The organism is Streptomyces hygroscopicus subsp. hygroscopicus, assembly GCF_001553455.1.
GTDB classification, from domain to species: Bacteria; Actinomycetota; Actinomycetes; order Streptomycetales; family Streptomycetaceae; genus Streptomyces; species Streptomyces hygroscopicus.
The window spans coordinates 1-26,955 of sequence record NZ_BBOX01000051.1; the positions used below are offsets into that span (position 1 = coordinate 1).

Below are 26,955 nucleotides of genomic sequence, written 5' to 3' on the forward strand. Positions count from 1 at the left end.
ACTTGGACGATCCCGACAACGCAGCGAGCGCGCGTGCCAGGCGTCGCGGGGCAGGCGGGACTTTCGAAACACGCCCTAGGTTCCCAGGGACTGTCGCCACAGGACGCGCCCCGCTCCCGACGCCTGACCGGGTACGTATGCGGCCGGGCACGGATGCGACCAGGTACGCGTGCGGCCGGGTACGCGGCCGGGGTGTCCGCACGGCCGGGCGCGCGGGTGGGCGGGCGGCCGGCGGGGTGCGGCCGGTGCCCGGGGGAGGCCCGGGCACCCTGGGCCAGGTGTGCTCGCTACTCCTCGACCAGCAGCTTGTCGCGCAGCTGCGCCAGGGTGCGGGCCAGCAGCCGGGAGACATGCATCTGGGAGATGCCGACCTCCTGCGCGATCTGCGACTGCGTCATATTGCCGAAGAAACGCAGCAGCAGGATCTTCTTCTCGCGCGGCGGCAGATCCTCCAGCAGTGGTTTGAGCGACTCCCGGTACTCGACGCCCTCGAGCGCCTCGTCCTCCGCGCCGAGGGTGTCGGCGACCGCCGGGGACTCGTCGTCCGTGTCCGGTACGTCCAGGGACAGGGTGCTGTAGGCGTTGGCGGACTCCAGCCCCTCCAGCACCTCCTCCTCGGAGATGGACAGATGCTGGGCCAGCTCATGGACGGTCGGGGCGCGGCCATGCCGCTGGGAGAGCTCCGCGGTGGCCGTCGTCAGCGACAGCCGCAGCTCCTGAAGCCTGCGCGGCACCCGCACCGCCCAGCCCTTGTCGCGGAAGTGCCGCTTGATCTCGCCCACGACGGTGGGGGTCGCATAGGTCGAGAACTCCACCCCGCGGTCCGGGTCGAACCGGTCCACGGACTTGATCAGCCCGATGGTGGCGACCTGGGTGAGGTCGTCCAGCGGCTCGCCGCGGTTGCGGAAGCGCCGGGCCAGGTGCTCCACCAGCGGCAGATGCATACGCACGAGGTTGTTGCGCAACTCGGCCCGCTCGGCGGAGCCCTCCGGTAGCCGTCGCAGCTCGGCGAACATCGCCCGCGCGCCGCTCCGGTTGTGCGGATCGGGTTGCTGGTGCACCTGCTCGTGCTGATCCATGTGGTCCGCCCGCTCTGGTCGGTCCCCTGCCGCCTCCGAGTCCGCGGGATGCGGCCGGGCCGGCGGGTGCGGGATGGCCGGGGTACCCACTCCCCGCGATGATGCAGTGCTCACGGAGCCCCCTTGTTCCGTCACGGCTGTCCGGGGCCGGCGCCGCGCTCCTTGTACAGGCTGATGCTGACCGTTCGGTCCTCGGCCACGGTCGAGTCCACCTTGCCCGCCAGTGCGGAGAGCACCGTCCAGGCGAAGGTGTCGCGCTCGGGCGCGCGGCCGTCAGTGGTGGGAGCCGAGACGGTCACCTGAAGTGCGTCGTCGATCAAGCGGAAGACGCAGCTCAGCACACTGCCGGACACGGCCTGCTGCAGCAGGATCGCGCATGCCTCGTCGACGGCGATACGCAGATCCTCGATCTCGTCGAGGGTGAAGTCCAAGCGGGCTGCGAGGCCGGCGGTCGCCGTACGCAGCACCGACAGATAGGCACCCGCAGCGGGCAGCCGGACTTCCACGAAGTCCTGGGTCCCGGGCTCGCCTGCGATCTGGGACACCCTCACCTCCAAGGTGACACAAGCTAGTTGAGCTGAGCTGATTGGAGCGTCGGCCCCGAACCCTTATGGTGGAGGGTGACGGACCGGCGCTGTATGTAGTTCGGCTGCGACGCTATCGCGATCTGCGGTGCGGTGTCGCCCGGACGAAGCACGGCCCTCATCACGGGTGAACCCGGCCCCGCAAAGTCGCGTTATCACTCATAGTAAGCACATGAGTACGCAGCGTGGCTAGAGGGTTGGCGGTCTCAATTCGAAAGAGATGTCGCCTCATTCAGGGAATCGCTGGTCACGGCGGTGCCACCGGCCTGGGCGGCCAGCGCTCGCAGGGGCTCTCCCGAGAGCCTGCGCACCGTCCATTCGTCCATCGGCTCCGCACCGATCGCGGCGTAGAAGCCGATCGCGGGCTCGTTCCAGTCGAGCACCGACCATTCGAAGCGGGCGTAGCCCCGCTCCACGCAGATCCGTGCCAGCTCGGCGAGCAGCGCCTTGCCGTGGCCGCCCCCACGGGCCCGCGGGGTGACGTACAGGTCCTCCAGATACACGCCATGGGTGCCTGTCCAGGTGGAGAAGTTACGGAACCACAGGGCGAACCCCACGGGCACGGCGGGCTCTCCGGCGCCACCGGCCTCCTCGGCGATCAGCGCGAAGACCGCGGGATGCGCCCCGAAGAGCGCCTCGCGCAGTTGCTCCTCGGTGGCCTTCGCCTCCTGCGGAGCCCGCTCGTAGGCCGCCAGCTCTCGGATCATCGTGTGGATCGCCGGGACGTCGGACGGCTTCGCTGATCGGATCATGTGGTGAAGGCTAGCGGGCCGTGGCGGCAAACGCGGCAGTCGATCCCCGCCAGAGCGCGGAAAACGCGAAGTCCGGGCGCCCGCGATACGCGGTGGCCGCCCACGGTGAGCGCTACACGATGAGCTGGTCCACGTAGCACCAGCGCCACTCCTCACCCTCCTCGAAGCTGCGCATCACCGCATGGCCGGTCCCCTCGAAGTGGCGGGTGGAGTGCTGGTGCGGCGACGAGTCGCAGCAGCCCACATGCCCGCACACCAGACACTTCCGCAGCTGGACGGGGTGGCTGCCGACCGCCAGGCACTCGGGGCAGGTGACGGTCTGGGGCTCCGGCTCGGGGCGCGGCAGTGCGGGAACATGTGGACACTCGCTCATGATTGCCAGACTAAAACGCCGCGTGAGCGGAACACATGGACGACCGGTGGCACGACCGCCGGGGACGGGGTCGGGCGATGGATGTACTGCCGCTGTTGATGCTGGTCGCGGGGAGCGCGGTGGTCGCCGGCGCGGCCCGCCGGACCCCGGTGCCCGCGCCGCTGCTGCTGGTCGCGGCCGGGCTCATCTGCTCGTACGTCCCGGGCGTGCCCGACTACACCCTCGACCCGCACATCGTGCTGCCCCTGGTGCTGCCGCCGCTGCTGCACACCGCGGCGCTGGACAGCTCGTATCTGGATCTGCGCGCCAATCTGCGGCCCGTCGCCCTGCTCTCGGTCGGCTATGTCCTCTTCGCCACGGTCGCGGTCGGCGCCGTCGCCCATCTGCTGATCCCGGGGCTGCCGCTGACCGCCGCGCTGGTGCTGGGCGCGGTGGTCGCCCCGCCCGACGCCGTGGCCGCCACCGCCATCGCCCGCCGCATCGGGCTGCCCTCCCGGCTCACCACGGTGCTGCAGGGCGAGTCGCTGTTCAACGACGCGACGGCGATCACCGGCTACCGGGTGGCGCTGGCGGCGGCGGTGGGGGAGGGGGTCAGCTGGACCGAGGGCGTGCGGGAGTTCGTCTTCGCGGCCGTCGGCGGCGTCGTGGTCGGTCTGATCCTGATGGTGCCGCTGCACTGGCTCCGCACCCGGCTGCGGGACCCCCTGCTGCAGAACACCCTCTCGCTGCTCATCCCCTTCGTCGCCTACGCCACCGCCGAACAGGCCGGGGCCTCGGGCGTGCTGGCCGTCGTGGTGGTCGGGCTCTACCTCGGACACCACTCCTGGCAGGTGGACTTCGCGACCCGGCTCCAGGAGGCGGCGGTCTGGCGGATGATCGCTTTCATCCTGGAGTCGGCGGTGTTCGCCCTGATCGGGCTGCAACTGCGGGTCGTGGTGGCCGGTCTGGGGGAGTACGGGGCGGGCCAGGCCGCCTGGTACGCGGCCGTCGTCTTCCTGGCCGTGGTGGCCGCCCGCTTCGTCTGGGTCTTCCCGGCGACCTTCCTGCCGCGCATGCTCTTCCCCGGCATCCGCGAGCGCGAGCCGGGCACCGACTGGACCGCGCCGGTCATCGTCGGCTGGGCCGGGATGCGCGGGGTGGTCTCACTGGCCATCGCCTTCTCGATCCCGCAGACCGTGCACGGCGGGGCGCCCTTCCCGGCCCGCAACCTGATCCTCTTCCTTACCTTCACGACCGTCATCGGCACCCTGGTCGTCCACGGGCTCACCCTGCCCTCCCTGATCCGGCTGCTCGGGGTGCCGGGCCGTGATCCGCGGGCCGAGACGCTCGCCGAGGCACAGGCGCAGAACAGCGCGTCGCTGGCGGCCGAGCGCCGGCTGGAGGAACTGCTCGCCGACGAGCGCAACGCCCTGCCGCCGCCGCTCGCCGACCGGCTGCACACGGTGCTGGAGCAGCGCCGCAACGCCGTATGGGAGCGGCTCGGAGCGGTCAACGAGGTGACCGGCGAATCGGCCGACGACACCTACCGGAGACTGGCCCGGGAGATGATCGAGGCCGAGCGGAAGGTGTTCGTGGACCTGCGGGACGCCCGGCGGATCGACGACGAGATGCTGCGGTCGCTGCTGCGCCGGCTGGACCTGGAGGAGGCGGCGCTCTACCGGGAGGGGGCCACGGAGGGGGAAGGGGGCTGAGCCCCCGGCCCCTCCGCGTCCTCCGCGTCCTCCGCGTCCTCCGCGTCCTCCGCGCCCGCCCGCCGCCCTCGGCGCTACGTGAGCCGGATTACGTGAGTCGTTCCCGGGTTACGCGAGCTGTTCCCGGGTTTCGTGGGCCGTTCCCGGGTCACGTGAGCCGTTCCCGGGTCACGTGAGCCGTCTTCCCGTATTACGTGAGCCGCTCCCGGATCCGGGCGCGCATCGCGTCCATGGTGAAGCCGCGCGGATCCACCTTGCCCGGCTGCCATTCCAGGTGGCCGATCACCGAGCGCTCGGTCCAGCCGTGATGGCGGCACACGGCGGCCGCGGCCCGCGCGATCGCGTCCAGCTGGTCCTCGGGCCACGGGTCCTCGCCGTCGCCGAGGTTCTCGCATTCGAAGCCGTAGAAGGCGCGGTTGCCGTCGGTGTCGGCCTCGTTGTCCGGCGGGAGGGGCTTCTCGGCGATCACCGCCCGCAGGACGTCGCCATCGCCCAGCCCGGCGTGGTTGGCGCGGCCGTAGCCGACCAGATGGACCCCGCCGTCCTTGGCGATCACGCCGTGGCACAGCGGACCGGGCAGCGACTCGAAGCCGTCCCGGCAGATCTCCACCGTCTGCTCGGTGCCGGAGGTGACGGTGTGGTGGATCATCACCCCGTGCACCGGGCCCCAGGGCCCCTTGTGGTTTCTGTTGTGGTGCTGCCAGTCGCCGACCTGCGTCACCCGCACGCCCTCGTTCGTCAACGCCGCCAGGAAGTCCCCCGCGGACATGGGTGAGGCCATGACCGCCTCCGTTCTGGTCGTACGGCGGGCCCCGGTCGCGGCCCGCCTGGTTCACTCGCTTGCTTACCCATCGCACCTCCATAAACACATGGCGTGATGATCGGTGCGGCGGAGGCTGGGGCGCGGGATGCGGCGGGGGATACGGCGGGGGATATCGTGCGAACCCGGCAACCCGCTCGACGTCGCACAGGAGACGCATCGCAACCATGGACTACCAGGCAGTGCTGGAGGAGGTCGCGGCCCATGTGGAGCCGCAGATCGGCCGGGGCCGGGTGGCCCAGTACATCCCGGCGCTCGCCTCGGTGGACGCGGACCGCTTCGGGATCGCCCTCGCCGACGTCGACGGCCGGGTCACCGGGGTCGGCGACTGGGAGCGGCCCTTCTCGGTGCAGTCCATCTCCAAGGCGTTCAGCCTCGCGCTGGTCCTGGCCGAGGACGGCGAGAAGCTGTGGCGGCGGGTCGGCCGCGAGCCCTCGGGCAACCCCTTCAACTCCCTGGTGCAGCTGGAGTACGAGAACGGCATCCCGCGCAACCCGTTCATCAACGCCGGGGCGCTCGTGGTCACCGACCGGCTGCACACCCTCACCGGCGACGCCAGCACCACCATGCTGGACTTCCTGCGCGCCGAGAGCGGCAACCCGGACCTCGCCTTCGACCGGGACGTCGCCGTCTCCGAGTCCGCCCATGGCGACCGCAATGCCGCCCTCGCCCACTTCATGGCGAGTTACGGCAACCTCGACAACCCCGTGCCGACCCTCCTGGAGCACTACTTCTGGCAGTGCTCGATCGAGGCGAGCTGCCGCGACCTGGCCCTGGCCGGCGGTTTCCTGGCCCGCCACGGGCTGCGCGCGGACGGCTCACGGCTGCTGTCGCGCAGCGAGGCCAAGCAGGTCAACGCGGTCATGCTCACCTGCGGTACGTACGACGCGGCCGGTGACTTCGCCTACCGCGTCGGGCTGCCCGGCAAGAGCGGGGTCGGCGGCGGCATCATCGCGGTGGTTCCCGGCCGCTGCACGCTGTGCGTCTGGAGCCCCGGCCTCGACGCACGCGGCAACTCGGTGGCCGGAGTGGCGGCGCTGGACCACTTCACCACGCTGACCGGCTGGTCCGTCTTCTGATGCCCCCGGTGCATGCGTCCTGCGGGTCGAGGGGCCGGTCCGGCGTTTCGGTGTCCATGCCGGATGCCGGATGTCTGGATGTCCGGATGTGCAGAGGCCCGGTCCGTCGCGTGGCCGCACGCAGGGGCGCGGGGGAGCAGGGGAGCGTGGGCGGCGCGAGGGCGGCCCGCGGACGGAGGTGGCGCCCGCCCCGGCGCGGCGGGAGCATGGAGGGGAGTGGTGGTGAGCAGGAGGTGTCCCGCCATGCAGCATGAGATGCGCGCCGAATACGAGGAGGGCAGCCCCGGGCGGGTCGCGGGCGCGCCGGTCAAGATCTGGCACATGGTCCGCGCCAACGGAACGACCGCGATGTGCGGGCGAGAGCTGGACCCGGACGCCGAGACCCAGGCCGCCGACCTGTGGGGCGCGGCCGACTCGGGGCCCTTCTGCCACTCGTGCGGCGCGATGTACCTGCGCGAGGTCCCGTGAGCGATTACCGGGAGCGGAAGGCGCTGATCGGTGGCGGCGCCGTGGTGTGGACCCGTACGGCAGGGGCCGGGCCGCAGCGGGTGCTGCCGGACGGCTGTACGGATCTGATCTGGAGCGGCACCGGACCGGACGGCGAGCTGATCGTCGCCGGTCCGGACACCCGTGCCCATCTGGCCTCCGGCCCGCCGGGCACCCACGCCGTGGGCCTGCGCTTCGCCCCCGGCGCCGGCCCCGCCGTGCTCGGCGTACCGGCGCATGAACTCCGTGATCTGCGGGTGCCGTTGGCCGCGCTCTGGCCGGACGCCGAGGTCCGGCGGCTGGCCGAACGGATCGCCGAACGGACCGCCGGGCGGGCCGCCGAACGGATCGCCGGGCGGACCGACGGGGGGATCACCGGGCGGGCCGCCGAACGGATCGCCGGGCGGGAGTCGGCGCCCGGCCGCGTGCTGGAGGAGGCCGCCCTGGGCCGGCTGCGGACGGCGGAACCGCCCGATCCGGTGCTTGCCGCGATCGTCGCGGGGGCCTCCCGCGGAACGGGCGTGGCCGGGATCGCCGCCGCCGTGGGGCTGGGGGAACGGCAGCTGCACCGCCGTTCCCTCGCCGCCTTCGGCTACGGCGCCAAGACGCTGGGCCGGGTGCTGCGGCTGAACCGGGCCCTGGACCTGGCGCGCACCGGTGTCCGCTTCGCGGAGGTCGCGGCGACGGCCGGCTACGCCGACCAGGCGCACCTCGCCCGCGAGGTCAGGACCCTGACCGGCGTCCCGCTGAGCCGTCTGCTCCGGGCGCCGGGAGGGTAGCGAGAGGCGAACCGGGCGTCAGCAGAAGAGGTCCACGCCGTCGGGGCGGGCGTGGGTGTCGGGGTCGGTGATGACGAGGCCGTCCACCAGCTCGGGACGGGCCGCGAGCGCGGCATCCCCGCGCTTCCCGGCCGGCGCTACCTCGCCCAGGCCGTGGACCCGGCCGACTCGGCAGAACAGGTCCACGCCGTCGAGCGTCAGCAGAACAGGTCCACGCCGTTGCCGTCGGGGTCGAGGACCACCGCGTAGCGCTGGCCCCACACCGCGTCCCACGGCTCCTTCTCCCCGCGCACCCCCGCCGCCACGAGGTCCTGATAGGTCTTGTCCACATCGGCCGCGCTGTCGCAGGCGAACGCCAAGGACACCCGGTGGGACCCGGTCGGCGGTGTCCACTCCGGGTCGAAGGAGCGCACCGTCTCGACGGTGTCCCACAGCAGCCGCGTCCCGCCGGGCAGGGTGGCCTCGGCGTGGGGCTGGGTGTCGGCCTCGGCGGGGATGTCGAGGCCGAGGCGGCGGTAGAAGGCGAGGGACGCGGCCATGTCCGCGACGACCAGGCCGATGGCGTTGAATCGTGCTGTCATGCGGGCAGCGTAGGCGGCGCGCCGACTGGTGGTCTTGAACGAATCGGACCTCCCCGGCCGTGCGGCCGGAGAGCGCGGTCAGGGGCAGAGGATGACCTGGCCGGCGTATGAGAGGTTGCCGCCGAAGCCGAAGAGGAGCACCGGGGCGCCGGAGCGGATCTCCCCCCGCTCGACGAGTTTGGAGAGCGCGAGCGGAATGCTGGCCGCCGAGGTGTTGCCCGACTCCACCACGTCACGGGCGATCACCGCGTTGATCGCGCCCAGCTTGCGGGCGACCGGTTCGATGATCCGCAGATTGGCCTGGTGCAGCACGACCCCGGCCAGGTCCTCGGGGGCGGTCCCGGCCCGTTCGCACACCTCCCGCGCGATCGGCGGCAGATGGGTGGTGGCCCAGCGGTAGACGGTCTGGCCCTCCTGCGAGAACCGGGGCGGTGTGCCCTCGATACGGACCGCGTCGCCCATCTCCGGGACCGAACCCCACAGCACCGGGCCGATACCCGGCCGCTCGGCGGCCACCACCACGGCCGCGCCCGCGCCGTCGCCGGTCAGGACGCAGGTGGAGCGGTCGGTCCAGTCGGTGGCCGCGCTGAACTTGTCCGCGCCGATCACCAGCGCCGCGGTGGCCGCACCGGCCCGGATGGTGTGGTCGGCGGTGGCGAGGGCGTGGGTGAAGCCGGCGCACACCACGTTGAGGTCCATGGTGGCGGGGCGGGGCAGCCCGAGCCGGGCGGCGACCCGGGCCGCCATATTGGGGCTGCGGTCGATCGCCGTGCAGGTGGCGACGAGCACGAGGTCGATGTCGGAGGGGGCGAGACCGCTGTGCGCGAGCGCCTTGGCGGCGGCCGCCGCGGCCATCTCGTCGACCGTCTCGTCGGGGCGCGCGAGATGCCGGGTGCGGATGCCGACCCGGCTGCGGATCCACTCGTCGCTGGTGTCGACCATGTCCGCGAGGTCGTCGTTGCCGAGCACTTTCGCGGGCTGGTAGTGGCCGAGGGCCAGTACGTGCGAGCCGGTCATCGGTCATCCCCTTTTCGCGCCGGTGTCGACGGATCCATGCCTTTTGCGTGGATCTCGACGCACAGTCTGCGGTGTGCCCAGTCTTGAGCCGAGCAGACGTGCCGTGCGCGGGCGTACCCGCCAATCTTGTGCGCCGAGATCTGGAGCTTTCCGCCTTCCCCCGGCGTGGGCCGGACCGGACGGACACCGCACGGGGTCCGGCGGTGCCGTGCGTGGTGGGGGTCATGTCCCGCGTTACCGGTGGGTCATGGGCGGCGGCCGAGGGGTCCAAATAGGCCAACGACACGTGCCTGGGCGTTCGTTGACTGGTCAGCCGGTAGGTGGGTATGTCATCTACTGAAGGGCCGGCCTGGACCCCGGCGATGACCGGTGTGGCCGCGGGCTCCGGTGTCGCGCGCCTCCCCCAGGGGCAAGGAGGCTTGCATGTTCGATGATCGGCCCGCCTTCGGCGTCCGAGTCCACGCGGTCGGCGGCGTCACTGTCGCCGAGATCGCGGGGGAGCTGGACATCTTCGCCGCGGGGCGGATCGTGGCGCGGCTCGATTCTCTCGCTCAGGCACCGGGTCCGGACCTGGTCCTGGACCTCCGGCCGGTCACGTTCCTGGACTGTGCCGGGTTGTCCTTACTGTGTCGATTGCGTAATCGCGTGCTGGAGCGGGACGGGCGGCTGCGGCTCGTCATCGACGAACCGCGGTTCCTGCGGCTGCTGCGCATGGTCCGGCTGGACGAGGCGTTCGAGGTGTTGGAGGATCTGACACCGGCGATCGCGGGGGCGGCGGGCCCGGTGACCGGAGGGGGCGGTGACACCCTCGCGTAGGTTGGATCTGACGAAGTGTCAATACTAAGAACCGAAATTCACTCGAACGAGCGGTCTTCATCGGCGGAATACCGCGTCCCTGCCTCTGTAACCGAGGGTTACCCTTTTACGCTCGCGAGACCTCGCCCAGGACCCGGCGGATTCGCACCCGACGCCCGACCCTGCCCGCTTCCGGGACCTTGACGAAGGTGAGAGGGGGCAGTGTGCCGTTCCGAGGGGATATCGCGATGACGCAGCCAGGCGCTCCCCGTCGTGCGGCTGCCCGTCGTACGCCGATGCCACTGGACCGCGGTGCCCGGAGCGCCGCCCAGGGCCCGGCCGACGGGGACCCGGCCGCGCAGGGCTCGGCCGACGGGGATCTCGCCGCGCGGGGCTCGGCTGATGGGGGTCTCGCCGGGCAGGGCTTCGCCGACGGGGATCTCGCCGCGCAGGATTCCGCCGATCACCTGGCCGCGCGGGGCTCGGCTGATGGGGACCTGGCCGCGCAGGGCCTCGCCGATGGGGATCCGGCCGGGTGGGACGGGGCCGCCGCGGACGCCGCCGCTCCCCGCGTCCATACGCACCGGGTCGGCGCGTACACCGTCGTGGAACTCCACGGCGAGATCGACATCGCCGGGGTGGGAATTGTGGGACCTGGGCTGGACGCGGCCACGGCCGGGGACGAGCCCGCGGTGATCGTGGACTTACGGCCGACCGCCTTCTTCGACTGTTCGGGCCTGGGGCTGCTGTGCCGGGCCCATCGGCGTGTCATGGAGTGGGGCGGGCGGATGCGGCTGGTCTGCGACAACGCCTTGATCCTCCGCACCCTGCGCGCGGGGAGGCTGCTGGATGTGCTCCGCCCGGTCGCCACACTGGACGAGGCGCTGCGCGAGGAATAGGGGTGCCCCCGGGGGCCGCGGTACCGGCTTCAGGGTCTCGGGTCCGGCGTCACGGGAAGCGGTTTCAGGGTCTCGCGTCCGGCGTCATGGGAACCGGCCTCAAGGTCTCAGACTCGGCGGTCCTGGGGAGGGGGCGTCCGGTGGCCCCGGCGCTGCCGACCACGGCCCCAGCCGCGATGGCGGGCCCGGCCGCCGGCCGGAGCGACGTCATGGCTCTCCGGGGACATGTGGTTGCCGTTCTGGACATTGGTCCGGTGGATCAGCAGGGCGCCCACGGCGATCAGCGCGAGAATCACGACCACGGTGATCACAGTCTCCATGGTGCTCACTCCCTGGGGCCGGGCCCCAGCTGGACGGAATCCGGCCGGTTTGTGCGGAATGCTCCTGTGTCTACACGGTACCTCCGGCCGGAGGCGGCGTCGCTTCCCGCACACGCCGACCGCCCGCACCCGGCGTCGGGAACCAGGTGCGGGCGGGTCATGCCCTGATCCAACCCTGATCCAGGGGATCAGCGGATTCGGTGGGCCCGGTGGGCCCGGTGGGCGCAGTGGGGCCAGTGTGTTCCGCGGGCCCAGTGGGCTCAGTGGGTCTTGGCGAGCTTCTTCTCGAGCGAGGCCAGGCCGTTGGCCCAGAGCTGGTTGACGCGGTTGATCTCGTTCTGGTTCGGCTGCGAGTTGGTGCAGGACGGGCCGGGGCCGCCGCCGGACATCAGCTCGCTGCACGGACCCTGGTAGTGGTCCGGCAGGCCCAGCACATGGCCGGTCTCGTGTGCGGTGACCCGGGTGGAGTCGTACTGCTGGTTCTGGGCGTAGTCCAGGAAGACGTAACCGCTGCCGTGGCCGTCGGTGCTCGCGTACGAGCCTCTGGGGTCGTTGCCCTCCCGGTAGGTGAAGTCCGGGTTGCTGCCCTCCTGCAGCTTCACGTTGCTCACCGCGGAGTTCCAGATCTGGGTGGAGCGGGCTATCACCGACCGGAAGGTCGGGGCCTGGCTCGCGCTGTAGGTCACGGTGACGGCGGCCGTCGCGCTGGGCGACTTCGCCCGCTTGGCCAGCGCCGACTTCATCACGGCCTTGATGAAGGCGTCGGTGTCCGCCCGCTCCTCACCGCTCGGGGTGTAGGCGGCGGTCGCGGCGCCCCGCTGAGCCGTGGCGTGGTCGGGCGTGGCCGCGGACGCGGGCACGGCGGCCAGGGTCGCCGCCAGGCCGAGGCCGATGGTCGCGGACAGCGCCAGCTTCGGAAGTGACATGTGGGGGGCTCCTCATCGTCCTCGGGCCCCGGTCGCCGTGTGGGGAGGCGGCCGGGGCCGTGGGATGAACTCTTGGCTGACGCCGAGTCTTGAGGAGATCCGGCCGTACGCGGAGATATCAACTGGTGATAGGACCACGACATATCCCCCGCCGGTGTCCCGGATCCTGCCGGACGGCGTTCGTTTGACCACCCGTCGACCGGTGTTTGGCCAGCTATTGATCATTCACGGTACGGGTTTGGCGGGGTTTCAGAGTCTGGTGTGACCGATGAAGGCGCAGTTATGCTCCCGCCGTGGAGCTCGAGGTGAGGCACCTCCGTGCACTGTGCGCCATCGCCGACACCGGCAGCCTACGGAAGGCGGCGCGGCAACTGGGCATGACCCAGCCGTCCTTGACGACCCAGCTCCGGCGCATCGAGAACACCATCGGCGGCCGGCTGTTCTCCCGCGAGGTCACCGGCAGCCGGCCGACTCCGCTCGGGCGGTCCGTGCTGTGCCGCGCCCGGCCGATCGTGGCCGAAATGAACGCCTTGCTGAACGAGGTCAGACAGGAGGCGGGGCAGACCGCCGACGCCCGGCTGCGCATCGGCAGCACGGGCAGCCGGGCCGTGGTCGGCTGGCTGCGCAGGCTCCGCGCCCGCTACCCCGACACGGACACCACCATCCACATCGACGTCTCCGCCAACGCGCTGCTGCAGATGGTCGCCGCCAACCAGCTGGACGTCGCCTTCGTCCATGAGGTCGAGGGCGCGCCGCTGCGGGTGCCCGAGGGGGTGGAGCGCCGGGTGCTGGTCGCGCGGGAGCCGCAGTTCGTGGCGCTGGCCGAAACCCATCCGGCCGCCGCGCGGTCCGTGGTGCGGCTCGCCGACCTCGCCGCCGACCAGTGGATGGTCGACCCCAGCGTGGACGGCGAGGGCCCCGGGCTGCGCCGGGTCCTGGCCGCCGCGGGGCTCAACCCGCGGGTCGTGTACGGGGACTATCTGACCGCCGCCGATCTGGTCGCCTCGGGCGAGGTGGTCACTCCCTGCCAGCCGACCGCGCGGTCCCGGCAGGGCGTGGCCGTACGTCCGCTGTACGGCGATCCGCTGATGGTCCGGCTGTTCCTGGCCTCACGGGTGACCCCGGCGACCCGCACAGGGGTCGTCGGTCCTGCTGGGGCCGCTGGGCCTGCTGGGCTTGCTGGATCAGCTGGATCAGCTGGGGCCGCTGGGTCGGCTGGGCCTGCTGAGGTCGCTGGGTCTGTTGGGTCAGGTGGGCCTGCTGGGGTCGCTGGGCACGCTGGATCTGCTGGGGCCGCCGGACCTGCCGAGTTCGCCAGGTCCACCGGGTCTGCCGCTCCCGCCGGGCACACCGCTCCCGCCGGGGCCGGTTTGGGCGTGGTGCCCGGTGGTCCCCTCGACGTCGATGCCCTCTTCGGCGACCTGGAGGATGCCTACTTCGAGATCGCCTGGGCGAGCGCTGCGTACCGCCAGTGGCTGGTGCGCAACGAGAGTCCGCTGCTGCGCTTCCACGCGGGCCGTGACGCGCTCGAGGCCATAGGTCTCGCCGGGCCCGCCGAGGGCTCTTAGCCAGGCGAGGCCGTCCGCTCGGCGGCCCCGATGCCCGTCAGGAGGAGTTCGAGCCCGAAGGCGAAGCGCGCGTCGAAGTCGAGCAGCCGGTGCGCCGGGCCCGCCGTGAGATGCGGGTAGCCGCCGGCGCGTAGGACGCCCTCGAGCATCTCGGTCTCTCCTCCGGCAGCGCCCTGTTGTTCGAGCGTCTCGCCCAGCACGTAGCAGAAGACCGAACTGGCGGCCCACAGGCTGTGGTCCCGGGCGAGACCGGCCTCGCGCATGCAGCCGACGAGGGTGTCGACGTACGTCAGGTTGTTGCGCTTGGCCGTGTAGTTGCCGCCCACGATGCGCGCCCCGTCGCGCTGCGCCAGCAAGGCCGCGCGCAGGCTTCCGGCCAGATGCCTGACGTGGTCGGTCCAGTCCGCGCCGTCGAACGGGTCGGCGGGCAGGGCCCGGGCGAGGATCGCCTCGGCCATCTCGCCGACCAGGGCGCCCTTGTTCGCGAACGACCGATAGATGGTCGGCAGATGCACACCGAGCCGATCGGCCAGCCGCCTCATCGTGAGTGCTTCCAGACCGCCTTCGTCCACCAGCGTGAGCGCCTCGCGCACCGCCTGGTCGGCGCGTGCGGCGGCCAGCGTGCCGCGCGTGCGGCCCGTCCCCTCGTTTGACACGTTAACGATGTTATCAGTAGCGTGGGCGGACCCGTTGATAACGTTGTTAACATGAGGGTCGGGTGACGAGATGAGTTCTCCCTCTTCCGTGTCCGCCGGGTTCGAGGTCACCGTGCGACAGCTGCGCTGGGAGGCGGACGGTGTGCTCTCGCTCCAGCTGCAGAAGGCCGCGGGCGGGCCGCTGCCGCCCTGGGAACCCGGAGCGCACGTCGATCTCGTGCTGCCGACCGGGATCCAGCGCCAGTACTCCCTGTGCGGTCCGCTCGGTGAGCGGTCGCACTACCGGCTCGGGGTACGACGGGAACGGGCCAGCCGCGGCGGCTCCGAGTACGTGCACGCCTTCCTGCGCCCCGGGCAGCGCCTGTACCTCAAAGGCCCCCGCAGCAACTTCGCCTTCCAGCCGGCCGCGTCGTACGTGTTCGTCGCCGGCGGCATCGGGATCACGCCGATTCTGCCGATGATCCGCCAGGCCGAGTCCTGGGGCCGGCCCTGGCGGCTGCTGTACGCCGGCCACACGGCGGCGTCGATGCCGTTCCTCGACGAGCTGAGGACCTACGGGTCACGGGTGAGCCTCCACCCCGCCGACACCGTCGGCCGTATCCCCCTGGCCTCGTACTTCGCCCAGGTCAAGCCCGGCGTCAAGGTGTACGCCTGCGGCCCGGCGCCGCTGCTGGCCGCGCTCGAGGACGCCGTGGGCCACTGGCCGCCGGACACCCTGCACGTCGAACGCTTCAAAGCCCGCCCGCAGGGCTCCGCCGAAGAGGACAAGCCCGTCGAGGTCGTCTGCCGGGCCTCCGGAAGGACCGTCACCGTCCCGGCCGGCCGCAGCGTCCTCGACGCCGTCGAGGAGGCCGGGATCCCGGTCCCGGCCTCCTGCCGGTCCGGGCTCTGCGGCTCCTGCGAGACCGCCGTGCTCGACGGCGTGCCCGACCACCGCGACGAGATCCTCTCCACGGACGAACGGGCGGCCAACGACCGGATGTTCGTCTGCGTATCACGCGCCCGGACGCCGCGTCTCGTACTCGACCTGTGACCACGAAGGCTCGACCTGTGACCACGAAGGAAAGGAAGGCACGCCATGGCAACGGCCGGTACCGCACGCCCACCGACCACCACCGCCGCGGACCTCTACACCCCGATCACGATGGAGCGGGTCCGCGAGGTCATCGGGAACCCGCCGAAGTTCATCGTGGAGAAGAAGGACTCGAAACTCGGCGAGTTCGCCGCCCGGTTCATCGCCCACAGCCCCTTCTTCTGCATGGCCACCGTCGGGGCCGACGGGCAGCTGGACACCAGCCCCAAGGGCGACCCGCCCGGCTCCGTGCGCATTCTCGACCCGTGGACGCTGGCCATCCCCGACCGGCCCGGCAACAAGCTCGCCGACGGCTTCGAGAACATCACCCGCAACCCGGCGGTCGGGCTCGTCTTCTTCGTCCCCGGCGTACGCGAGGTGATCCGGGTGAACGGCGACGCGTTCGTCACCGACGACCCGGAACTGCTCGACATCCTCAGCGCGGACGGCAAACCGGCCGTGCTCGCGACCATCGTGCGCATCCGCGAGGTGTTCGGCCAGTGCGGAAAAGCGGTCATCCGGGCCGGGCTCTGGGACGGCGACCCCCGCGGACTGGCCGACGCGGTCCTGCTGAACGGGGACTTCTACACCCTGACGATCGCGGAGAACGCCGCCAAGATGGCCGACAGCCTCGGTGACCTGGCTGACGGCCTGCACGACGTCATCGACGACCACTACAAGAACGACCTGTACTGAAGCCGCACGGCGGGTAGACGCTCGGCCGCGGCCCCAGACGCTCGGCCGCGGCCCGGCGGCGCCCCTCGGCAGGACGCCATGTGCCGGACCGGGCCCGGCCCCGTCCACCGGGCCCGCCCCGTGCGGCTCGCCCGGCGGGCCCGGCCAGGGGAGCGGGCACGCCCACGCGAGGCGCCGCCGCGCGAGGTGCCCGCGCGAGGGGTCGGCCCGGTGGCCGTGGGCCGGTGCGGTCGTGGGCCGACGCGGTCGTGGGCTCGGCCAGCCCAGGTGCGGCCAGTCCGGGTCCGGCCAGTCCGGGGCCGTCAGCCCAGGCCCGGTCAGCCCCAGGTCCGGTCAGCCCCAGGTCCGGTCAGCCCAGGTCCGGTCAGCCCAGGTCCGGGAAGACGGCGGACAGCCCGACCGGAAGAGTCTGCTCCGACCAGATCGTCTTGCCCTCGGTGGTCTGCCGGCTCCCCCAGCGCTGGCTGAGCCGCGCGACCAGCAGCAGACCGCGGCCGCCCTCGTCGAAGGCGCGGGCGCGGCGCAGGTGCGGGGCGGTGCTGGAGGCGTCGGAGACCTCGCAGATCAGCGAGTGGTCATGGATCAGCCGCAGCTGGATGGGCGGGGCGGCGTGCTGGATCGCGTTGGTGATCAGCTCGCTGACGACCAGCTCGGTGGTGAAGACGGCCTCGTCGAGCCCCCATTCGGTCAGCCGTTCGGTCACGTCCCGGCGGGACCGGGCCACGAACGCCGGATCGGCGGGCACGTCCCAGGTGGCCACGTGCGCCGCGTCCAGGGTGCGCACGCGGGCGAGCAGCAGCGCGACATCGTCGAGCACGCCCTCGCTCGGGCGGAGCGTCCGCACAATGGCCTCGCAGGTGCTGTCCAGGGACCGGGCGGGGCGGGCCAGCGCGCCGGCCAGCAGGCGCCGCCCCTCGTCGACGTCGCGCTCCCAGCTGCCCATCAGCCCGTCGGTGTAGAGGGCGAGCACGGCGCCCTCGGGCAGTTCGGCCTCCATCGTCTCGAAGGGCAGCCCGCCGACCCCCAGCGGTGGCCCGACCGGCACCGGCAGGAACTCCACGGTGCCGTCGGGCCTGGCCAGCGCCGGGGCGGGGTGCCCGGCCGCGGCCAGTGAGCAGCGGTGCGAGACCGGGTCGTAGACCGCGTACAGACAGGTGGCCCCCATGTCCCCGGTGGTCTTCCCGGCCCCGGTCTCCGCGGCCAGACGGATCACCAGGTCGTCCAGGTGGGTGAGCAGCTCGTCCGGCGGCAGATCGACATCGGCGAGGGTGCGGACCGCTGTCCGCAGCCGGCCCATGGTGGCCGACGCCTGGATGCCGTGGCCGACCACATCGCCCACGACCAGCGCGACCCGTTCCCCGGACAGCGGGATGACGTCGAACCAGTCCCCGCCCGCGCCCGTGCGCGGGCCCGCGGGCAGATAGCGGGAGGCGACCTCGACCGCCGCCGGCCGGGGCAGGGTCTGCGGGAGCAGACTGCGTTGCAGGGCCAGGGTGGTTTCGCGCTCCCGGGTGAAGCGGCGGGCGTTGTCCACGCAGACGGCGGCCCGGGTGGTGATCTCCTCGGCCAGCAGCGCGTCACCCCGGGTGAACGGCCTGGGGGTGTGGTGGCGGACGAACACGACCACCCCGAGCGTCGTTCCCCGCGCCCGGATCGGTACCGACATGATCGAGTGGACGCCGAACCGCTCGAGGGTACGGGCGCGGGCGGGCTTCAGCGCGCCCCATTCGGCGATCGTGGGATCGGTGGCCGCGTGGATGACCGGACGCCCCGCCACCAGACATTCGACCATCGGCGCGACCTCTGGGTAGCTGTCCACCTTCCCCAGCGCCACCACGGACTCGGGGCACCCCTCGTAGATGGACTGCCGGGCGGCGCGGCGCAGCATGACCGGGCCGGTGAGCGGCCCGGCGGGCAGTTCGTCGTCCTGGTCCAGCCGGTCCAGCAGATCGACGGTGGCGAAGTCGGCCAGCCGCGGTACGGAGACGTCGGCGAGCTCCTGCGCGGTCCGGTCGATGTCGAGGGTGCTGCCGATCCGTTCGCCGGCCTCGGTCAGCAACAGCAGCCGCTGGCGGGTCAGATACTGCTCGGTGGTGTCGTGTGCCGCCAGGCAGACCCCCCGCACCCGGCCGTCCGCCGTCTTCAGCGGGGCGAACTCGACCGACCACGTGTGCTCCCCGGCCTCGCCACCGCCGCGCAGATACGTCTCCACATCGCGCCGCTCCCCGGTGACCAGCGCCTGACGCATGACCGCCTCGAGCTCCTCGTCCTGGAGCTTGCCCCCGATCTCCGGCAGCCGCAGGCCCCGCATCTCCGCCTCGGTGAGGCCGAGGACGCGTGACATCTCGGCGTTGACCTTGCGCAGCCGCAGATCGGTGTCGTAGATCACCATGGGGCAGGGCGACTGGGCGTAGGCCCATCGCAGCAGCGCGTCGTCCGGGGCCCCGGGGGACGGCCGGTCCGCCCGCGGGGCCGCGGCCACCAGCAGCCAGTCGCCCTCCGGCGACCCGCGGTGGGCCAGCAGCCGTACCGGCATCTCATGGCCGTCCCGGTGGCGCAGCGCCACCGTCCCGTGCCACCGGGGCTGGGCCCGTGCCTCGAGGACCTCGGCGGCCGCCGGGGCCGGATCGGCCAGCAACTCGGCGGCGGGCCGCCCCACGACCTCCCCGGCGGTGTGCCCGAGCAGCCGACGAGCACCCTCGTTCCAGCTGGTCAGCGTCCCGTCAGCGCTGACGGTGGCCCTCGCCGTACCCGTTTCGTCGAAGCCGCCCCACTCCTGTGCGGAGCCGCTGTCGTGGCGCTTCATGGTCGCCCGTCCCTCCGGGGACGGCACCGGGTCCGTCCACCAGCGTTCCCCTCCAGCCTCGTCCACTCCGGGCCGGGCATCAACCAGGGCCGGGCGCGGTGGGGCACAGCCGGGCACGGCCGGGCGAGCCAACCGGCGGGGCCCGCCGCTTACGCCTCGGTACGGTACGGAGTGCCCTGCCGCATGAACCCACCCGGAGGTGACGCCATGCCCGCCCAGCGTGCGGACGCCCGGCGCAACTACGCACGGATCCTCGCCGTGGCCGAGGACGAGGTCGCCGCGCACGGGGCCGACGCCTCCCTGGAGCAGATCGCCCGCACCGCGGGGGTCGGCTCGGCCACCGTGCGCCGCCACTTCCCCACCCGCCGCGCCCTGCTGGAGGCGGTCTTCCGCGAGCGGATCGAGGCTCTGGCGGCCCGCGCCGGTGAACTGGCGGAGGCGGACGACGTACGGGCCGCCCTGCTGGAGTGGCTGGGCGCGCTCACCGCCTACTCCGCGTCCGCGCGGGGCCTGGCCGCCGTGGTGGTGCGGGACGGGGAGTCCGGTACGGGGCATGAGAACGCCTGCGCGGCGCGGCTCACCGAGGCCGGCGGGCCGCTGCTGCGGCGGGCCGAACGGGCCGGCGCGGTGGCGCCCGGGGTGACGATGGCCGATCTGCTCACACTGATCGCCGGGATCGCGCTGGCCACCGAACGCCACCCGGACCCCGCCGCCGAGGCGGACCGGCTGCTCGCCCTGGCCGTGGCGGGGATCAGCCCGCGCGGATGAGGGGCGTACGCCCACGTCGGTCAACCTTTCCGCCCGCCAAGGCGGTTCCCCAGGAGAAAGACCGCATCCGGGCCGTCGGGCGGCGGTCCGGATGCGGTGGAGCGCCCCGCGGCACCCGGCGTTCGAGCGAGAGGGCCGGTGCTGACCGGGCGGGGGCTTCGGCGCCGGGGAGGGGCCCCGAAGGAAGGGGAAGTATCTGGCCATGACCGGCTTTCCGGTCGATGAGCGGAGTAATGTGAAGAGGCCGGAGGTTCTTCGCGCACCGGCTCAGCTGTGGGTGCCGTTTCCGGTGATCGACAACGCCGGGTCGCACCCACGAGCCCGGGGACAGGTCCTTGCCATGCCCGTGACCATTGACCGTACGACGTCGAGCAGGCGGGCGCCGCCGCCTCCGGTCCGGCTCTCATGGGCGCCCGCGCCGGGCGGGCTGGACGGCGTGTGGTGGCCTCGCTCCCGTGCCCTCACCCGTGAGCTGCCGCCCTTGACGGCCGCGCTGGGCCGCCTGTGGGACCGTGTGACGGGTGTCACCGTGCACCCGGCCTACTGGCCCGTCATTCCGCATTGGGTGTCCGTAGCCGGGCGCATCGTGCGTGTGGGCTGGTCCACCGATGAACGGGATCCGCACAGACTGACTCTGTCCTCTTCCGATGGCCGCCGAGACGTCCTGGTGATTCCACCGGAAGCCGGCGCGGAGGCCGCCGCACGTCTGATGGCCAGCGACGACGTCGATGCCCCGGGCCGGGAGGAATCGGCCGATGGGATCGATGCTCGAAGCAGGGAAGAGGCGTGGGAGACCGATGGCGGAGCGGGTCCGCCGTCGTCCCGGCGGATGGAGGCGGAAGAGGAGAACGTCGCCCCGTACGAAGGGCGCGCGACAGCATGACCCACTCCGCCGACACCCCCGACGCATCCAGGCTGCTGCCCGACGCCGTCCACGAGGCGGTGAGACCCGGAACGGCCCTGCTGAGGCTGGAGACGACACACACGCGCGAGGGAATCCTGGACGGCGCCTGGTGGCCGCGGTCCCGGGACGTCTGTGCGGAGCTCCCCCCGCTGGTCACCGCGCTGACCGAGCATCTCGGACCCGTCTCCCGCGTCGGTCTGGACAGCGGCGCCTGGGACGAACTGCCGACCCGGCTGACGATCGACGGCCGGGTCGTGCACATCGACTCCTTCCCGATCGGTGACGACACCGTCCTCATCACCCGGGGTGCCCAGGACCTTTTCTCCCTGCTCGTGGTCCCGCCGGATACGAAGCCCGACGCGGCACGCGCCGCAATGGCCAGGGCCGTCCGGGCCGACAATGTCACCGAGGCCGAACAGATCCTCATCGAGATCGGCACCGGCGGCGACACGTCATCTCCGCCGACCTGACACCTCCGTCCCGGACCGGCCCCAGACGTCAGGAAGCTGGATAGGGGCGAACGTCCCGGTCTGCCGGCGAACTCGTGGGCCATGGCGCTGCTGACCGTGGGCTCGGTGCCGTGGGTCGTAGCCAGATAGTCGTCGGTGGTGGCTCGGTCCGGGGCGCAACAGGCGCCGGCCGTCGGTGTGATCAGCCGGCCGACCCGCGCCACTTCTTCGGATCCGCGCTCATCTCCGCAGGGGCGAGCGTTCAGCAGATGCAACTCGTCCTCGGCCTCGCGTCCGTCGTCATCGCGCCGTGGATCCGCGCGCCCCTGTGGCCGGGCGAAGAAGACCGCACCCGGTCCGCCATGGACGCCGTTCTCGGCGGCCTGCGGACCGGGTGCGGAGAGGGAGACCCCGCAAGCAAGGAGATCGCGGGTCGAGGGGGCATGATCCAAGATCAAGCCTTCTTGGTCTCCTGGTAACGGGGCGGGTCGGTGACCTGCGGAGATGATCACTGCAGGTTGCTGACCTGGCCTTTTCGTGATGGATGGCGATGGGGCGCGATGGTCTTGATCGGGTGTCCTGCGGACTGTGTGTGGACTGGGCAGGGATTGATGCGATATATCGCTGTACGGTTGACGACGCACCGCTACGGTGAGCCGTGCGGCCACTGATAGCACGACGCCACCGAGGAATACATGAACGAGCCTCTTGCCCCGGATGCTGCTGCTCGGTCCGAGGGCGAGACGGCATCTGGACCCGTCGCTGCTCCTCAGGACGCGACCGCCGGAGGCGCCACCGCCGCAACCGGTGAAAGTGGGCGAGGATCGAGCACCTACGCGACGGGCGGCGGTGGCGTTTCGTTCGCGCATCGCGTCGCGGCTGTCTATCTCGCTGGCATGTTGACCGGTGTACGACGGACGGAGGCATCTGAGCTGCCGGTCTGGAGGGTGTCGTTCCAAACTGGTCCGGCGCATCCGGTAGATGACCTTCTTGTTGAGTGCGGCGATGAGTCAGGCGAGGTCACCCTTGCCGTGGCATGCCGCGCAACGCCGAACTTCGTCCGGAGCCATGACGAGACGGTGAAGCTCGTCGGGTCGCTGCTTGCCGAAGTCGAAAAGTTCGACACGGACACTCACCAGGTCGCCGTCGCGACCGCCGACCGGTCCAATCAGTGGGACCACCTCGCAACGCTCTGCGATATCGCGCGGGCCCATGCCGACCCGGAGTCATTCCAAGCGTCCATGGACGTCGATGGCCGCTGGTCGAAGCCGGTGCGTGAGCGGCAGAAGCATTTTCTGAAGGTGGTCGAGGAGGCCGTCGAAGACGGCACAGCACCGAAAGAGGTCCTGCGGCTGGCGTGGCGGCTGCTTGGTCGGCTGCACATCCTCAGTTTCGCGGTCCAGAGCCCGGACGAAGGTGACCGCGCGGCGGTCGCAACGTCGCTGGACGGCGTGGCCTCGGCTGCCACCGACGGAGTGGTGGTCCGGAACCAGCTCGAGGTCGAGGCAACCCGCTACGACGCGATGGGCGCCGTGGTGGACCTCAAGGTGCTTCGCCGTGACATGCACGTGCTCTTGGACTCGGCCGCGACTCGAAGCCGGCACGCGTGGTCAGTGCTCGCTGAACAACGCAAGCTGGCTGTTGCCCGCGTGCGGACCACGATCGGTGATGAGGCATCTGGCGGGCCGGTCGAGATCTCGTTCGCCGACCGCCGCGAGCAACTTGCTGGGGCCTTGAGCGATGCAGGTACTCGTGTTTCGGCTCTGTTGGTATCCGGCGAGTCGGGCATCGGTAAGAGTGCGCTGACGCTGTCGGCTGTCGCAGAGTTGGAAGCCGAAGACCCCACCGGATTCCAGGGCGTGGTGGTGAACTTCCGCGGCCTGCCGCAGTCGAGCTTGGAACTGCGGGCTGCGCTCGGGATGTCGCTGGAGGATGTGCTCGCGGAGATATCGGCACCGTCTCGGGTCCTGGTCATCGACGCGGCTGATGCTGCTCTGGAGCGGTCTGCCGGCCTGTTGAGTGACCTGGTGCTGGCAGCGGCTGCGGCGGGTGTTGGACTCGTTGTGGTGACATCTGACGTGGCACTGGGTTTCGTGCGGGAACAAGTGGAGCTGGGGTTCGCGAAGTCCATTTCATCTTTCGAGATGCGGCCGTTGGGCGATGAGGACATCTCCGTTGTCTCAGACCACTTCCCGCTTTTGCGTACGGTCCTGCGAGACCTGCCCGCGAACTCGCTGCTGAGAAGGCCCGTTGTACTGGACCTTCTGGCTCGGACCGGGGCAGAGCCGGAGAGCTCACTGGGTGAGTGGGAATGCCTTGATCTGGTGTGGAGCCGGATTGCTCGCGGCGATGGGCGGCCCGGTGTCGGCTCGGCGGAGGCACGCGAACAGACATTGCTCGCAGTAGCCGCAGAGACCATGAAGCTGCCCGAGGACCGTCGACCAGGCGCAGGCGTCGATGCTGCAGCGGTCGACGCGCTGCGTCGGGATCATTTGCTCGCACCACCGAGCCGGTATCGGACTCAGCCGGAATTTGCACATGACGAAGTCCGGCGGTACGCGACCGCCATTCTTCTCGTCCGTGGTCAGAGCCCCACCGAGTTGCTGCAGTCAGCGGGAGCACCTCGGTGGGCGCTGTCGGCCGCCACTCTTGCGTGCGAGGGACTACTGAAAGCACCTGACGCTCGGCCTGTCCGGAAGTTCATCGAACTGAGCTCGCAATTCGAGGCATTCGCGGCAGCACGCGGACCCCGCTGGACTGACGTTCCGGTGGAGGCGGTACTGGAGACACGATTCGGGTACGAATGCCTGAAGTCAGCGTGCTCGGACCAGTCGGTCGGCCTGGTGCTCGGCGACGCAGTTCGAGTTGTTCAGCAGCGACATAAGGTCAACGGGTTGGTCGACCGTCTAGTCACAAACCCCGTTGTGCAGCTCCTCCTCGATGAAAAAGAGCCGTGGGACGTGTCGAAGGAGTCGTTCGAACTGCTCGCGGACTGGCTGCAAGCCCTGTCCATAGCGGACGCTCCGGCTGGCAACGAACTACGAATCAGGCTTCGGGACCGTCTCCTTGCCTACTGGAAGTCGTTCCCTCTACGCAGAAACGGCGGGGAGACACCGTCTGGGTGGATGCCGCAGCGTCGGCGACGCCGACGCGAGCTGGATTACCACCTGACGAAGGAAGAGTTCGTCGAAACGTTGGCCCTGCTCGGTCCGGACATCGATGATGCCGTCGAAGCGTGCCTTCGGGCTATCGCGGACGACGCGCCAGCGTTCCTGGCTCCGGCCGTGGACTCGCCGCTGAGCGCCCGAGCCTTGGCGCAGAAGGACCCAGAGCTACTGGCGGCGTTGATGACGGCCTACTACATCGACGACGAGCCGAGCTGGCACCGAGATGAAGGTGTCCGGGGGCATCAGGGTCGGTGGACAGGTTTCGGACCACCGTTCTTCCAGTACTACTTCGGTGGATTCTGGCAGCTGGTCCAGACAGCGCCGTTGCCGACATCGGTGCGGGTGCTGAACGACATTCTGAACAGCGGTGCGCAGGCGCGCGCAGCGACGCTGTCGCGGCTTAGTTCGCCTGACGCGTTTGCTGGGCCCGTCCACGCCCGGAACGAGAGTGTTGATGGCGATACAGAGAGCGGAGAAGGTGAAGACCGCGGTGCGGTCCTGAATCTTGACGGCACCGCCCGCCTGTACATCGGCGACAGTCATGTGTGGAGCTGGTATCGGGGGACCTCAGTTGGCCCATACTCGGCCATGAGCGCGCTACAGGCGGTGGAGCGTCTTGCCGACACATGGTTGAGCCAGGGTGCGCCACCGGGGGTGGTTGTCGAGGCTCTCTTGAACGGCTGCGAGAACCTGGCGATGCCGGGGATGCTATTCGGTCTGCTAGTGCGCCACATTGAGGAAGTTGGCAACGAGCTCGACCGTTTTCTCGCCGAACCTGTCGTATGGCGGTTGGAGTTCAGACGCAGGACGAGCGAGTACGTAGGGCGGCGGGCAGCAACCGAAGGGCTCGCAAACCTTGAGCGTCGCCAGTGGACCCCGCGCGAGGTGGCCATGTGGCTGATGATGCACGGCGGGAAGGAGCGTGCCCAGACTTTGAAGAAGGTCGCTGACAAGCTTGTCGAAAACGGCGACCGGCTGGGCATTAGCCAGGAGTATACGAAGAACTGGGCCGCCAGCCTTAATCCGGATCAATATCGAGTTAGGCGGCATGGGGATGAGGTCTATATCGAGGTCGAACCACCGTCTGAGTTGCAAGCCGCGCAAGAAGCGCATGAGGCTCATCAGGAGGTAGTGCAGACCAGCCTGCGCCTCCAGAATCGGTACTGGGGGTCGGCCAAGCGTGACACCGAGTACTGGCTGCCCTCGTCGGAGGAGATCGCTGCGGACCTAGCGGCAGGACGTGCCCTAGTCGAAGCCGATGAAGACCTGATGCCGAACCGGCCTGTAGACGTTGTTGCTCACGTCGTCCGAGCAGCCGTCGAACGAGCCTGTGCTGGCGATTTGGAGGCGCTGGGCTGCGAAGAGCAGTTCGCAACTGAGCTCGTCATCGGCATCGCATCGTCGTTCCAGGACGCTCAGGATCAGAGCCACGAGGACCAGTACTTCGACCTCAGTGCCGATCGAGCTGTGGCTCAAGCCCTGCCAGCGTTCCTCACACCCGCACTGGCCGCACCGCTGGAAGGGGCCGATGTCTCGACCGACGATGTTGCCCAGGCTGGTCTTGCGATGGCAGGCAAGGCGTCCTTGGAGACTCGGCTGTACCTGGCGCGTGGAAGCGATGTCGTCTGGAGGTCTCCATGCCACTTCGATCCTTGCATCCACCGGACTGTGTTGAACTGGTTGCTTGAGACCGCCCGTGGCGCAGAGATCGGTCCGTGGGATCAGGAAGGACAGCGACGGCTGCATGTCCAGATTGCTGGCGACGTCGCCGAACGCCTCCAGGAACTATCTGGTGACTCCATTGACATCGCGGTTCTGGACGCAGCCATTCGCGGACTCGGGGCGGCGGCGTCGACGGACCACTGTTGCACCGACGACGCAGCCGCGCTCCTCGCCGCGTTTCTCGACGTCGAGCGATGCGCCATGGTTGCCCAGGAGAAGGAAGGTTGGACCGCGGACGACCGAGGGATGCACACCCTCGTTGCCGCACGGGCCCTGCTCGAAGGCTTCGCGAAGAACGGTGACGCCGGACCAGTGCTCGAGCACCTCGATGTCCTGCGCCAAGATGCAGGGCCAATGGCGAATTTTCTCCATGGTCTTGCCGCAGTAGGTGCAGAGAACGGACGCTTGGCTGAAGCTGCCCGAGGTGTCTGGCCGTTGTTGTTGCGCCATGCCATTGGCTACCTCAGCGACGGCTCGAGCCCCTACCGTGACCATCATTGGGGTGACTGGGCTGCCGCTTCCTTGCTGCCGGACCCTCTTCCATGGACGCAGGGCCTGTACAACGAGGTCGTCGGTGAACCTGTCGACTGGGTCCGCGCTGAGGACCTCGTTGAGTTGATCGACGATTGGCTGCCGGCCGCTCGTGGGACGGCCAAGTCCGTTGACGCGCTCATCGGAATCCTGCGGAAGCTCCCGGAGGAAGTCCAGGCTACCCGTGGCGTGTACTGGGTTTCCGGCCTCTGCATTCAAGACGGCCGTGTCACGGTCAAGCAGTCGTGGCTCTCGAACAGCTGGCTCAAGGAAATTCGTAGGACGGCCGAGGAACTCGGTGAATTGGGCGAGTGGCAGATGCTTGTCGACTCCTTGGTCGTCGCCGGAAATAAGGGGCTGGCGCCGCACAGCAGATGATGATGCCTCAGGGACCCGTCAGACCCCTCGTGAGACTTCCGGATCGCTGGGCGCGGA

The 26,955-nt window shown here is 70.5% G+C and carries 24 protein-coding genes and 1 pseudogene; 13 read left to right on the forward strand and 12 right to left on the reverse strand.

The annotated features are described in order from the left end of the window. Nucleotides 1-287: 287 nt before the first annotated feature. The 4 genes from AXW62_RS06815 to AXW62_RS06830 all read right to left on the reverse strand — a co-directional run bounded on the left by AXW62_RS06815 (nt 288) and on the right by AXW62_RS06830 (nt 2,788). Nucleotides 288-1,193 (reverse strand): RNA polymerase sigma factor SigF, encoded by a 906-nt coding sequence (locus AXW62_RS06815; RefSeq protein ID WP_370682892.1) that lies wholly within the window; start codon nt 1,191-1,193, stop codon nt 288-290. A 17-nt stretch (nt 1,194-1,210) separates the two neighbouring features. Next, nucleotides 1,211-1,624, reverse strand: coding sequence for an ATP-binding protein (locus tag AXW62_RS06820; RefSeq protein WP_014054819.1), 414 nt, complete (start codon nt 1,622-1,624; stop codon nt 1,211-1,213). 245 nt (nt 1,625-1,869) lie between these two features. Continuing rightward, nucleotides 1,870-2,415, reverse strand: a complete 546-nt coding sequence (locus AXW62_RS06825; RefSeq protein WP_060943689.1) for a GNAT family N-acetyltransferase — start codon at nt 2,413-2,415, stop codon at nt 1,870-1,872. A 112-nt stretch (nt 2,416-2,527) separates the two neighbouring features. Beyond that, nucleotides 2,528-2,788 carry a UBP-type zinc finger domain-containing protein gene (locus AXW62_RS06830; RefSeq protein WP_030823102.1) on the reverse strand — a complete coding sequence of 87 codons (261 nt, stop codon included), beginning with the start codon at nt 2,786-2,788 and terminating at the stop codon, nt 2,528-2,530. Nucleotides 2,789-2,865: 77 nt separating this feature from the next. Here AXW62_RS06830 and AXW62_RS06835 point away from each other — a divergent pair, with 77 nt between their 5' ends. Beyond that, nucleotides 2,866-4,479, forward strand: coding sequence for a Na+/H+ antiporter (locus AXW62_RS06835; RefSeq protein ID WP_060943721.1), 1,614 nt, complete (start codon nt 2,866-2,868; stop codon nt 4,477-4,479). Between the two features lie 190 nt (nt 4,480-4,669). Here AXW62_RS06835 and AXW62_RS06840 read toward each other — a convergent pair whose 3' ends face one another. After that, nucleotides 4,670-5,260 carry a peptidoglycan recognition protein family protein gene (locus AXW62_RS06840; RefSeq protein WP_060943690.1) on the reverse strand — a complete coding sequence of 197 codons (591 nt, stop codon included), beginning with the start codon at nt 5,258-5,260 and terminating at the stop codon, nt 4,670-4,672. Nucleotides 5,261-5,466: 206 nt separating this feature from the next. On the opposite strand from AXW62_RS06840, the gene AXW62_RS06845 reads away from it, so the two are divergent. The 3 genes from AXW62_RS06845 (at nt 5,467) to AXW62_RS06855 (ending at nt 7,643) form a co-directional block, all read left to right on the forward strand. Next, nucleotides 5,467-6,378 carry a glutaminase gene (locus tag AXW62_RS06845; RefSeq protein ID WP_060943691.1) on the forward strand — a complete coding sequence of 304 codons (912 nt, stop codon included), beginning with the start codon at nt 5,467-5,469 and terminating at the stop codon, nt 6,376-6,378. A gap of 243 nt (nt 6,379-6,621) precedes the next feature. Continuing rightward, the gene (locus AXW62_RS06850) at nt 6,622-6,846 is read left to right on the forward strand and encodes a hypothetical protein (RefSeq protein WP_030823122.1); all 225 of its coding nucleotides are present in this window, start codon (nt 6,622-6,624) and stop codon (nt 6,844-6,846) included. Continuing rightward, nucleotides 6,843-7,643: a helix-turn-helix domain-containing protein gene (locus tag AXW62_RS06855; protein WP_060943692.1), complete on the forward strand. Its 801-nt coding sequence runs from the start codon at nt 6,843-6,845 to the stop codon at nt 7,641-7,643. Before AXW62_RS06850 ends, AXW62_RS06855 begins: the two co-directional genes overlap by 4 nt. Before the next feature lie 18 nt (nt 7,644-7,661). Here the strand turns inward: AXW62_RS06855 and AXW62_RS43790 are convergent, their stop codons facing one another. From AXW62_RS43790 to AXW62_RS06865, 3 genes are all read right to left on the reverse strand, one after another. Next, nucleotides 7,662-7,829, reverse strand: coding sequence for a hypothetical protein (locus tag AXW62_RS43790; RefSeq protein WP_159060822.1), 168 nt, complete (start codon nt 7,827-7,829; stop codon nt 7,662-7,664). An 11-nt stretch (nt 7,830-7,840) separates the two neighbouring features. Next, nucleotides 7,841-8,224 carry a VOC family protein gene (locus AXW62_RS06860; protein WP_060943693.1) on the reverse strand — a complete coding sequence of 128 codons (384 nt, stop codon included), beginning with the start codon at nt 8,222-8,224 and terminating at the stop codon, nt 7,841-7,843. A 78-nt stretch (nt 8,225-8,302) separates the two neighbouring features. Next, nucleotides 8,303-9,241 carry a beta-ketoacyl-ACP synthase III gene (locus AXW62_RS06865; RefSeq protein WP_060943694.1) on the reverse strand — a complete coding sequence of 313 codons (939 nt, stop codon included), beginning with the start codon at nt 9,239-9,241 and terminating at the stop codon, nt 8,303-8,305. 423 nt (nt 9,242-9,664) lie between these two features. Between AXW62_RS06865 and AXW62_RS06870 the strand changes: the two genes are divergently transcribed. Further along, nucleotides 9,665-10,057 carry an STAS domain-containing protein gene (locus AXW62_RS06870; RefSeq protein WP_030823135.1) on the forward strand — a complete coding sequence of 131 codons (393 nt, stop codon included), beginning with the start codon at nt 9,665-9,667 and terminating at the stop codon, nt 10,055-10,057. 275 nt (nt 10,058-10,332) lie between these two features. After that, nucleotides 10,333-10,935: an STAS domain-containing protein gene (locus AXW62_RS46895; RefSeq protein ID WP_079115504.1), complete on the forward strand. Its 603-nt coding sequence runs from the start codon at nt 10,333-10,335 to the stop codon at nt 10,933-10,935. Between the two features lie 107 nt (nt 10,936-11,042). On the opposite strand, the gene AXW62_RS06880 is transcribed toward AXW62_RS46895, so the two are convergent. Together AXW62_RS06880 and snpA are read right to left on the reverse strand one after the other, a co-directional pair. Then, the gene (locus AXW62_RS06880; RefSeq protein WP_030823140.1) at nt 11,043-11,255 is read right to left on the reverse strand and encodes a hypothetical protein; all 213 of its coding nucleotides are present in this window, start codon (nt 11,253-11,255) and stop codon (nt 11,043-11,045) included. Nucleotides 11,256-11,515: 260 nt separating this feature from the next. Then, complete coding sequence (snpA, locus tag AXW62_RS06885; RefSeq protein WP_060943695.1) at nt 11,516-12,181, reverse strand: snapalysin; 666 nt, start codon at nt 12,179-12,181, stop codon at nt 11,516-11,518. Between the two features lie 305 nt (nt 12,182-12,486). Between snpA and AXW62_RS47405 the strand changes: the two are divergent. Beyond that, nucleotides 12,487-13,296: pseudogene (locus tag AXW62_RS47405) on the forward strand (LysR family transcriptional regulator); the annotation flags it as partial. A 449-nt stretch (nt 13,297-13,745) separates the two neighbouring features. Here AXW62_RS47405 and AXW62_RS06895 read toward each other — a convergent pair. Continuing rightward, entirely contained in the window at nt 13,746-14,405 is a 660-nt protein-coding gene (locus AXW62_RS06895; RefSeq protein WP_242438192.1) for a TetR/AcrR family transcriptional regulator C-terminal domain-containing protein, read from the reverse strand. Between the two features lie 70 nt (nt 14,406-14,475). On the opposite strand from AXW62_RS06895, the gene AXW62_RS06900 reads away from it, so the two are divergent. Together AXW62_RS06900 and AXW62_RS06905 are read left to right on the forward strand one after the other, a co-directional pair. After that, the gene (locus AXW62_RS06900; protein WP_060943696.1) at nt 14,476-15,438 is read left to right on the forward strand and encodes a PDR/VanB family oxidoreductase; all 963 of its coding nucleotides are present in this window, start codon (nt 14,476-14,478) and stop codon (nt 15,436-15,438) included. Nucleotides 15,439-15,483: 45 nt separating this feature from the next. Then, complete coding sequence (locus tag AXW62_RS06905) at nt 15,484-16,173, forward strand: MSMEG_1061 family FMN-dependent PPOX-type flavoprotein (protein ID WP_060943697.1); 690 nt, start codon at nt 15,484-15,486, stop codon at nt 16,171-16,173. A 364-nt stretch (nt 16,174-16,537) separates the two neighbouring features. Here the strand turns inward: AXW62_RS06905 and AXW62_RS06910 are convergent, their stop codons facing one another. Next, nucleotides 16,538-18,979 (reverse strand): SpoIIE family protein phosphatase, encoded by a 2,442-nt coding sequence (locus AXW62_RS06910; protein WP_060943698.1) that lies wholly within the window; start codon nt 18,977-18,979, stop codon nt 16,538-16,540. A 207-nt stretch (nt 18,980-19,186) separates the two neighbouring features. Between AXW62_RS06910 and AXW62_RS06915 the strand changes: the two genes are divergently transcribed. From AXW62_RS06915 to AXW62_RS06935, 4 genes are all read left to right on the forward strand, one after another. After that, nucleotides 19,187-19,747, forward strand: coding sequence for a TetR/AcrR family transcriptional regulator (locus AXW62_RS06915; protein ID WP_060943699.1), 561 nt, complete (start codon nt 19,187-19,189; stop codon nt 19,745-19,747). Nucleotides 19,748-20,087: 340 nt separating this feature from the next. Continuing rightward, nucleotides 20,088-20,630, forward strand: a complete 543-nt coding sequence (locus tag AXW62_RS06920; protein ID WP_060943724.1) for a DUF5994 family protein — start codon at nt 20,088-20,090, stop codon at nt 20,628-20,630. After that, nucleotides 20,627-21,121: a DUF5994 family protein gene (locus AXW62_RS06925; protein WP_060943700.1), complete on the forward strand. Its 495-nt coding sequence runs from the start codon at nt 20,627-20,629 to the stop codon at nt 21,119-21,121. The genes AXW62_RS06920 and AXW62_RS06925 overlap by 4 nt, the downstream gene beginning before the upstream one ends. A 674-nt stretch (nt 21,122-21,795) precedes the next feature. After that, a complete protein-coding gene (locus AXW62_RS06935) occupies nt 21,796-26,898 on the forward strand; it encodes a hypothetical protein (protein ID WP_214516845.1) in 5,103 nt (1,700 codons plus the stop codon). Nucleotides 26,899-26,955 lie beyond the last annotated feature (57 nt).

Bases quoted from the DNA above. Each gene is read 5' to 3' on its own strand.
- AXW62_RS06825 (WP_060943689.1), bottom strand. From the start codon at position 2,415: ATGATCCGATCAGCGAAGCCGTCCGACGTCCCGGCGATCCACACGATG.
- AXW62_RS06830 (WP_030823102.1), bottom strand. From the start codon at position 2,788: ATGAGCGAGTGTCCACATGTTCCCGCACTGCCGCGCCCCGAGCCGGAG.
- AXW62_RS06835 (WP_060943721.1), top strand. From the start codon at position 2,866: ATGGATGTACTGCCGCTGTTGATGCTGGTCGCGGGGAGCGCGGTGGTC.
- AXW62_RS06840 (WP_060943690.1), bottom strand. From the start codon at position 5,260: ATGGCCTCACCCATGTCCGCGGGGGACTTCCTGGCGGCGTTGACGAAC.
- AXW62_RS06845 (WP_060943691.1), top strand. From the start codon at position 5,467: ATGGACTACCAGGCAGTGCTGGAGGAGGTCGCGGCCCATGTGGAGCCG.
- AXW62_RS06850 (WP_030823122.1), top strand. From the start codon at position 6,622: ATGCAGCATGAGATGCGCGCCGAATACGAGGAGGGCAGCCCCGGGCGG.
- AXW62_RS06860 (WP_060943693.1), bottom strand. From the start codon at position 8,224: ATGACAGCACGATTCAACGCCATCGGCCTGGTCGTCGCGGACATGGCC.
- AXW62_RS06865 (WP_060943694.1), bottom strand. From the start codon at position 9,241: ATGACCGGCTCGCACGTACTGGCCCTCGGCCACTACCAGCCCGCGAAA.
- AXW62_RS06870 (WP_030823135.1), top strand. From the start codon at position 9,665: ATGTTCGATGATCGGCCCGCCTTCGGCGTCCGAGTCCACGCGGTCGGC.
- AXW62_RS46895 (WP_079115504.1), top strand. From the start codon at position 10,333: ATGCCACTGGACCGCGGTGCCCGGAGCGCCGCCCAGGGCCCGGCCGAC.
- AXW62_RS06880 (WP_030823140.1), bottom strand. From the start codon at position 11,255: ATGGAGACTGTGATCACCGTGGTCGTGATTCTCGCGCTGATCGCCGTG.
- snpA (WP_060943695.1), bottom strand. From the start codon at position 12,181: ATGTCACTTCCGAAGCTGGCGCTGTCCGCGACCATCGGCCTCGGCCTG.
- AXW62_RS06900 (WP_060943696.1), top strand. From the start codon at position 14,476: ATGAGTTCTCCCTCTTCCGTGTCCGCCGGGTTCGAGGTCACCGTGCGA.
- AXW62_RS06905 (WP_060943697.1), top strand. From the start codon at position 15,484: ATGGCAACGGCCGGTACCGCACGCCCACCGACCACCACCGCCGCGGAC.
- AXW62_RS06910 (WP_060943698.1), bottom strand. From the start codon at position 18,979: ATGAAGCGCCACGACAGCGGCTCCGCACAGGAGTGGGGCGGCTTCGAC.
- AXW62_RS06915 (WP_060943699.1), top strand. From the start codon at position 19,187: ATGCCCGCCCAGCGTGCGGACGCCCGGCGCAACTACGCACGGATCCTC.
- AXW62_RS06920 (WP_060943724.1), top strand. From the start codon at position 20,088: ATGCCCGTGACCATTGACCGTACGACGTCGAGCAGGCGGGCGCCGCCG.
- AXW62_RS06925 (WP_060943700.1), top strand. From the start codon at position 20,627: ATGACCCACTCCGCCGACACCCCCGACGCATCCAGGCTGCTGCCCGAC.
- AXW62_RS06935 (WP_214516845.1), top strand. From the start codon at position 21,796: ATGAACGAGCCTCTTGCCCCGGATGCTGCTGCTCGGTCCGAGGGCGAG.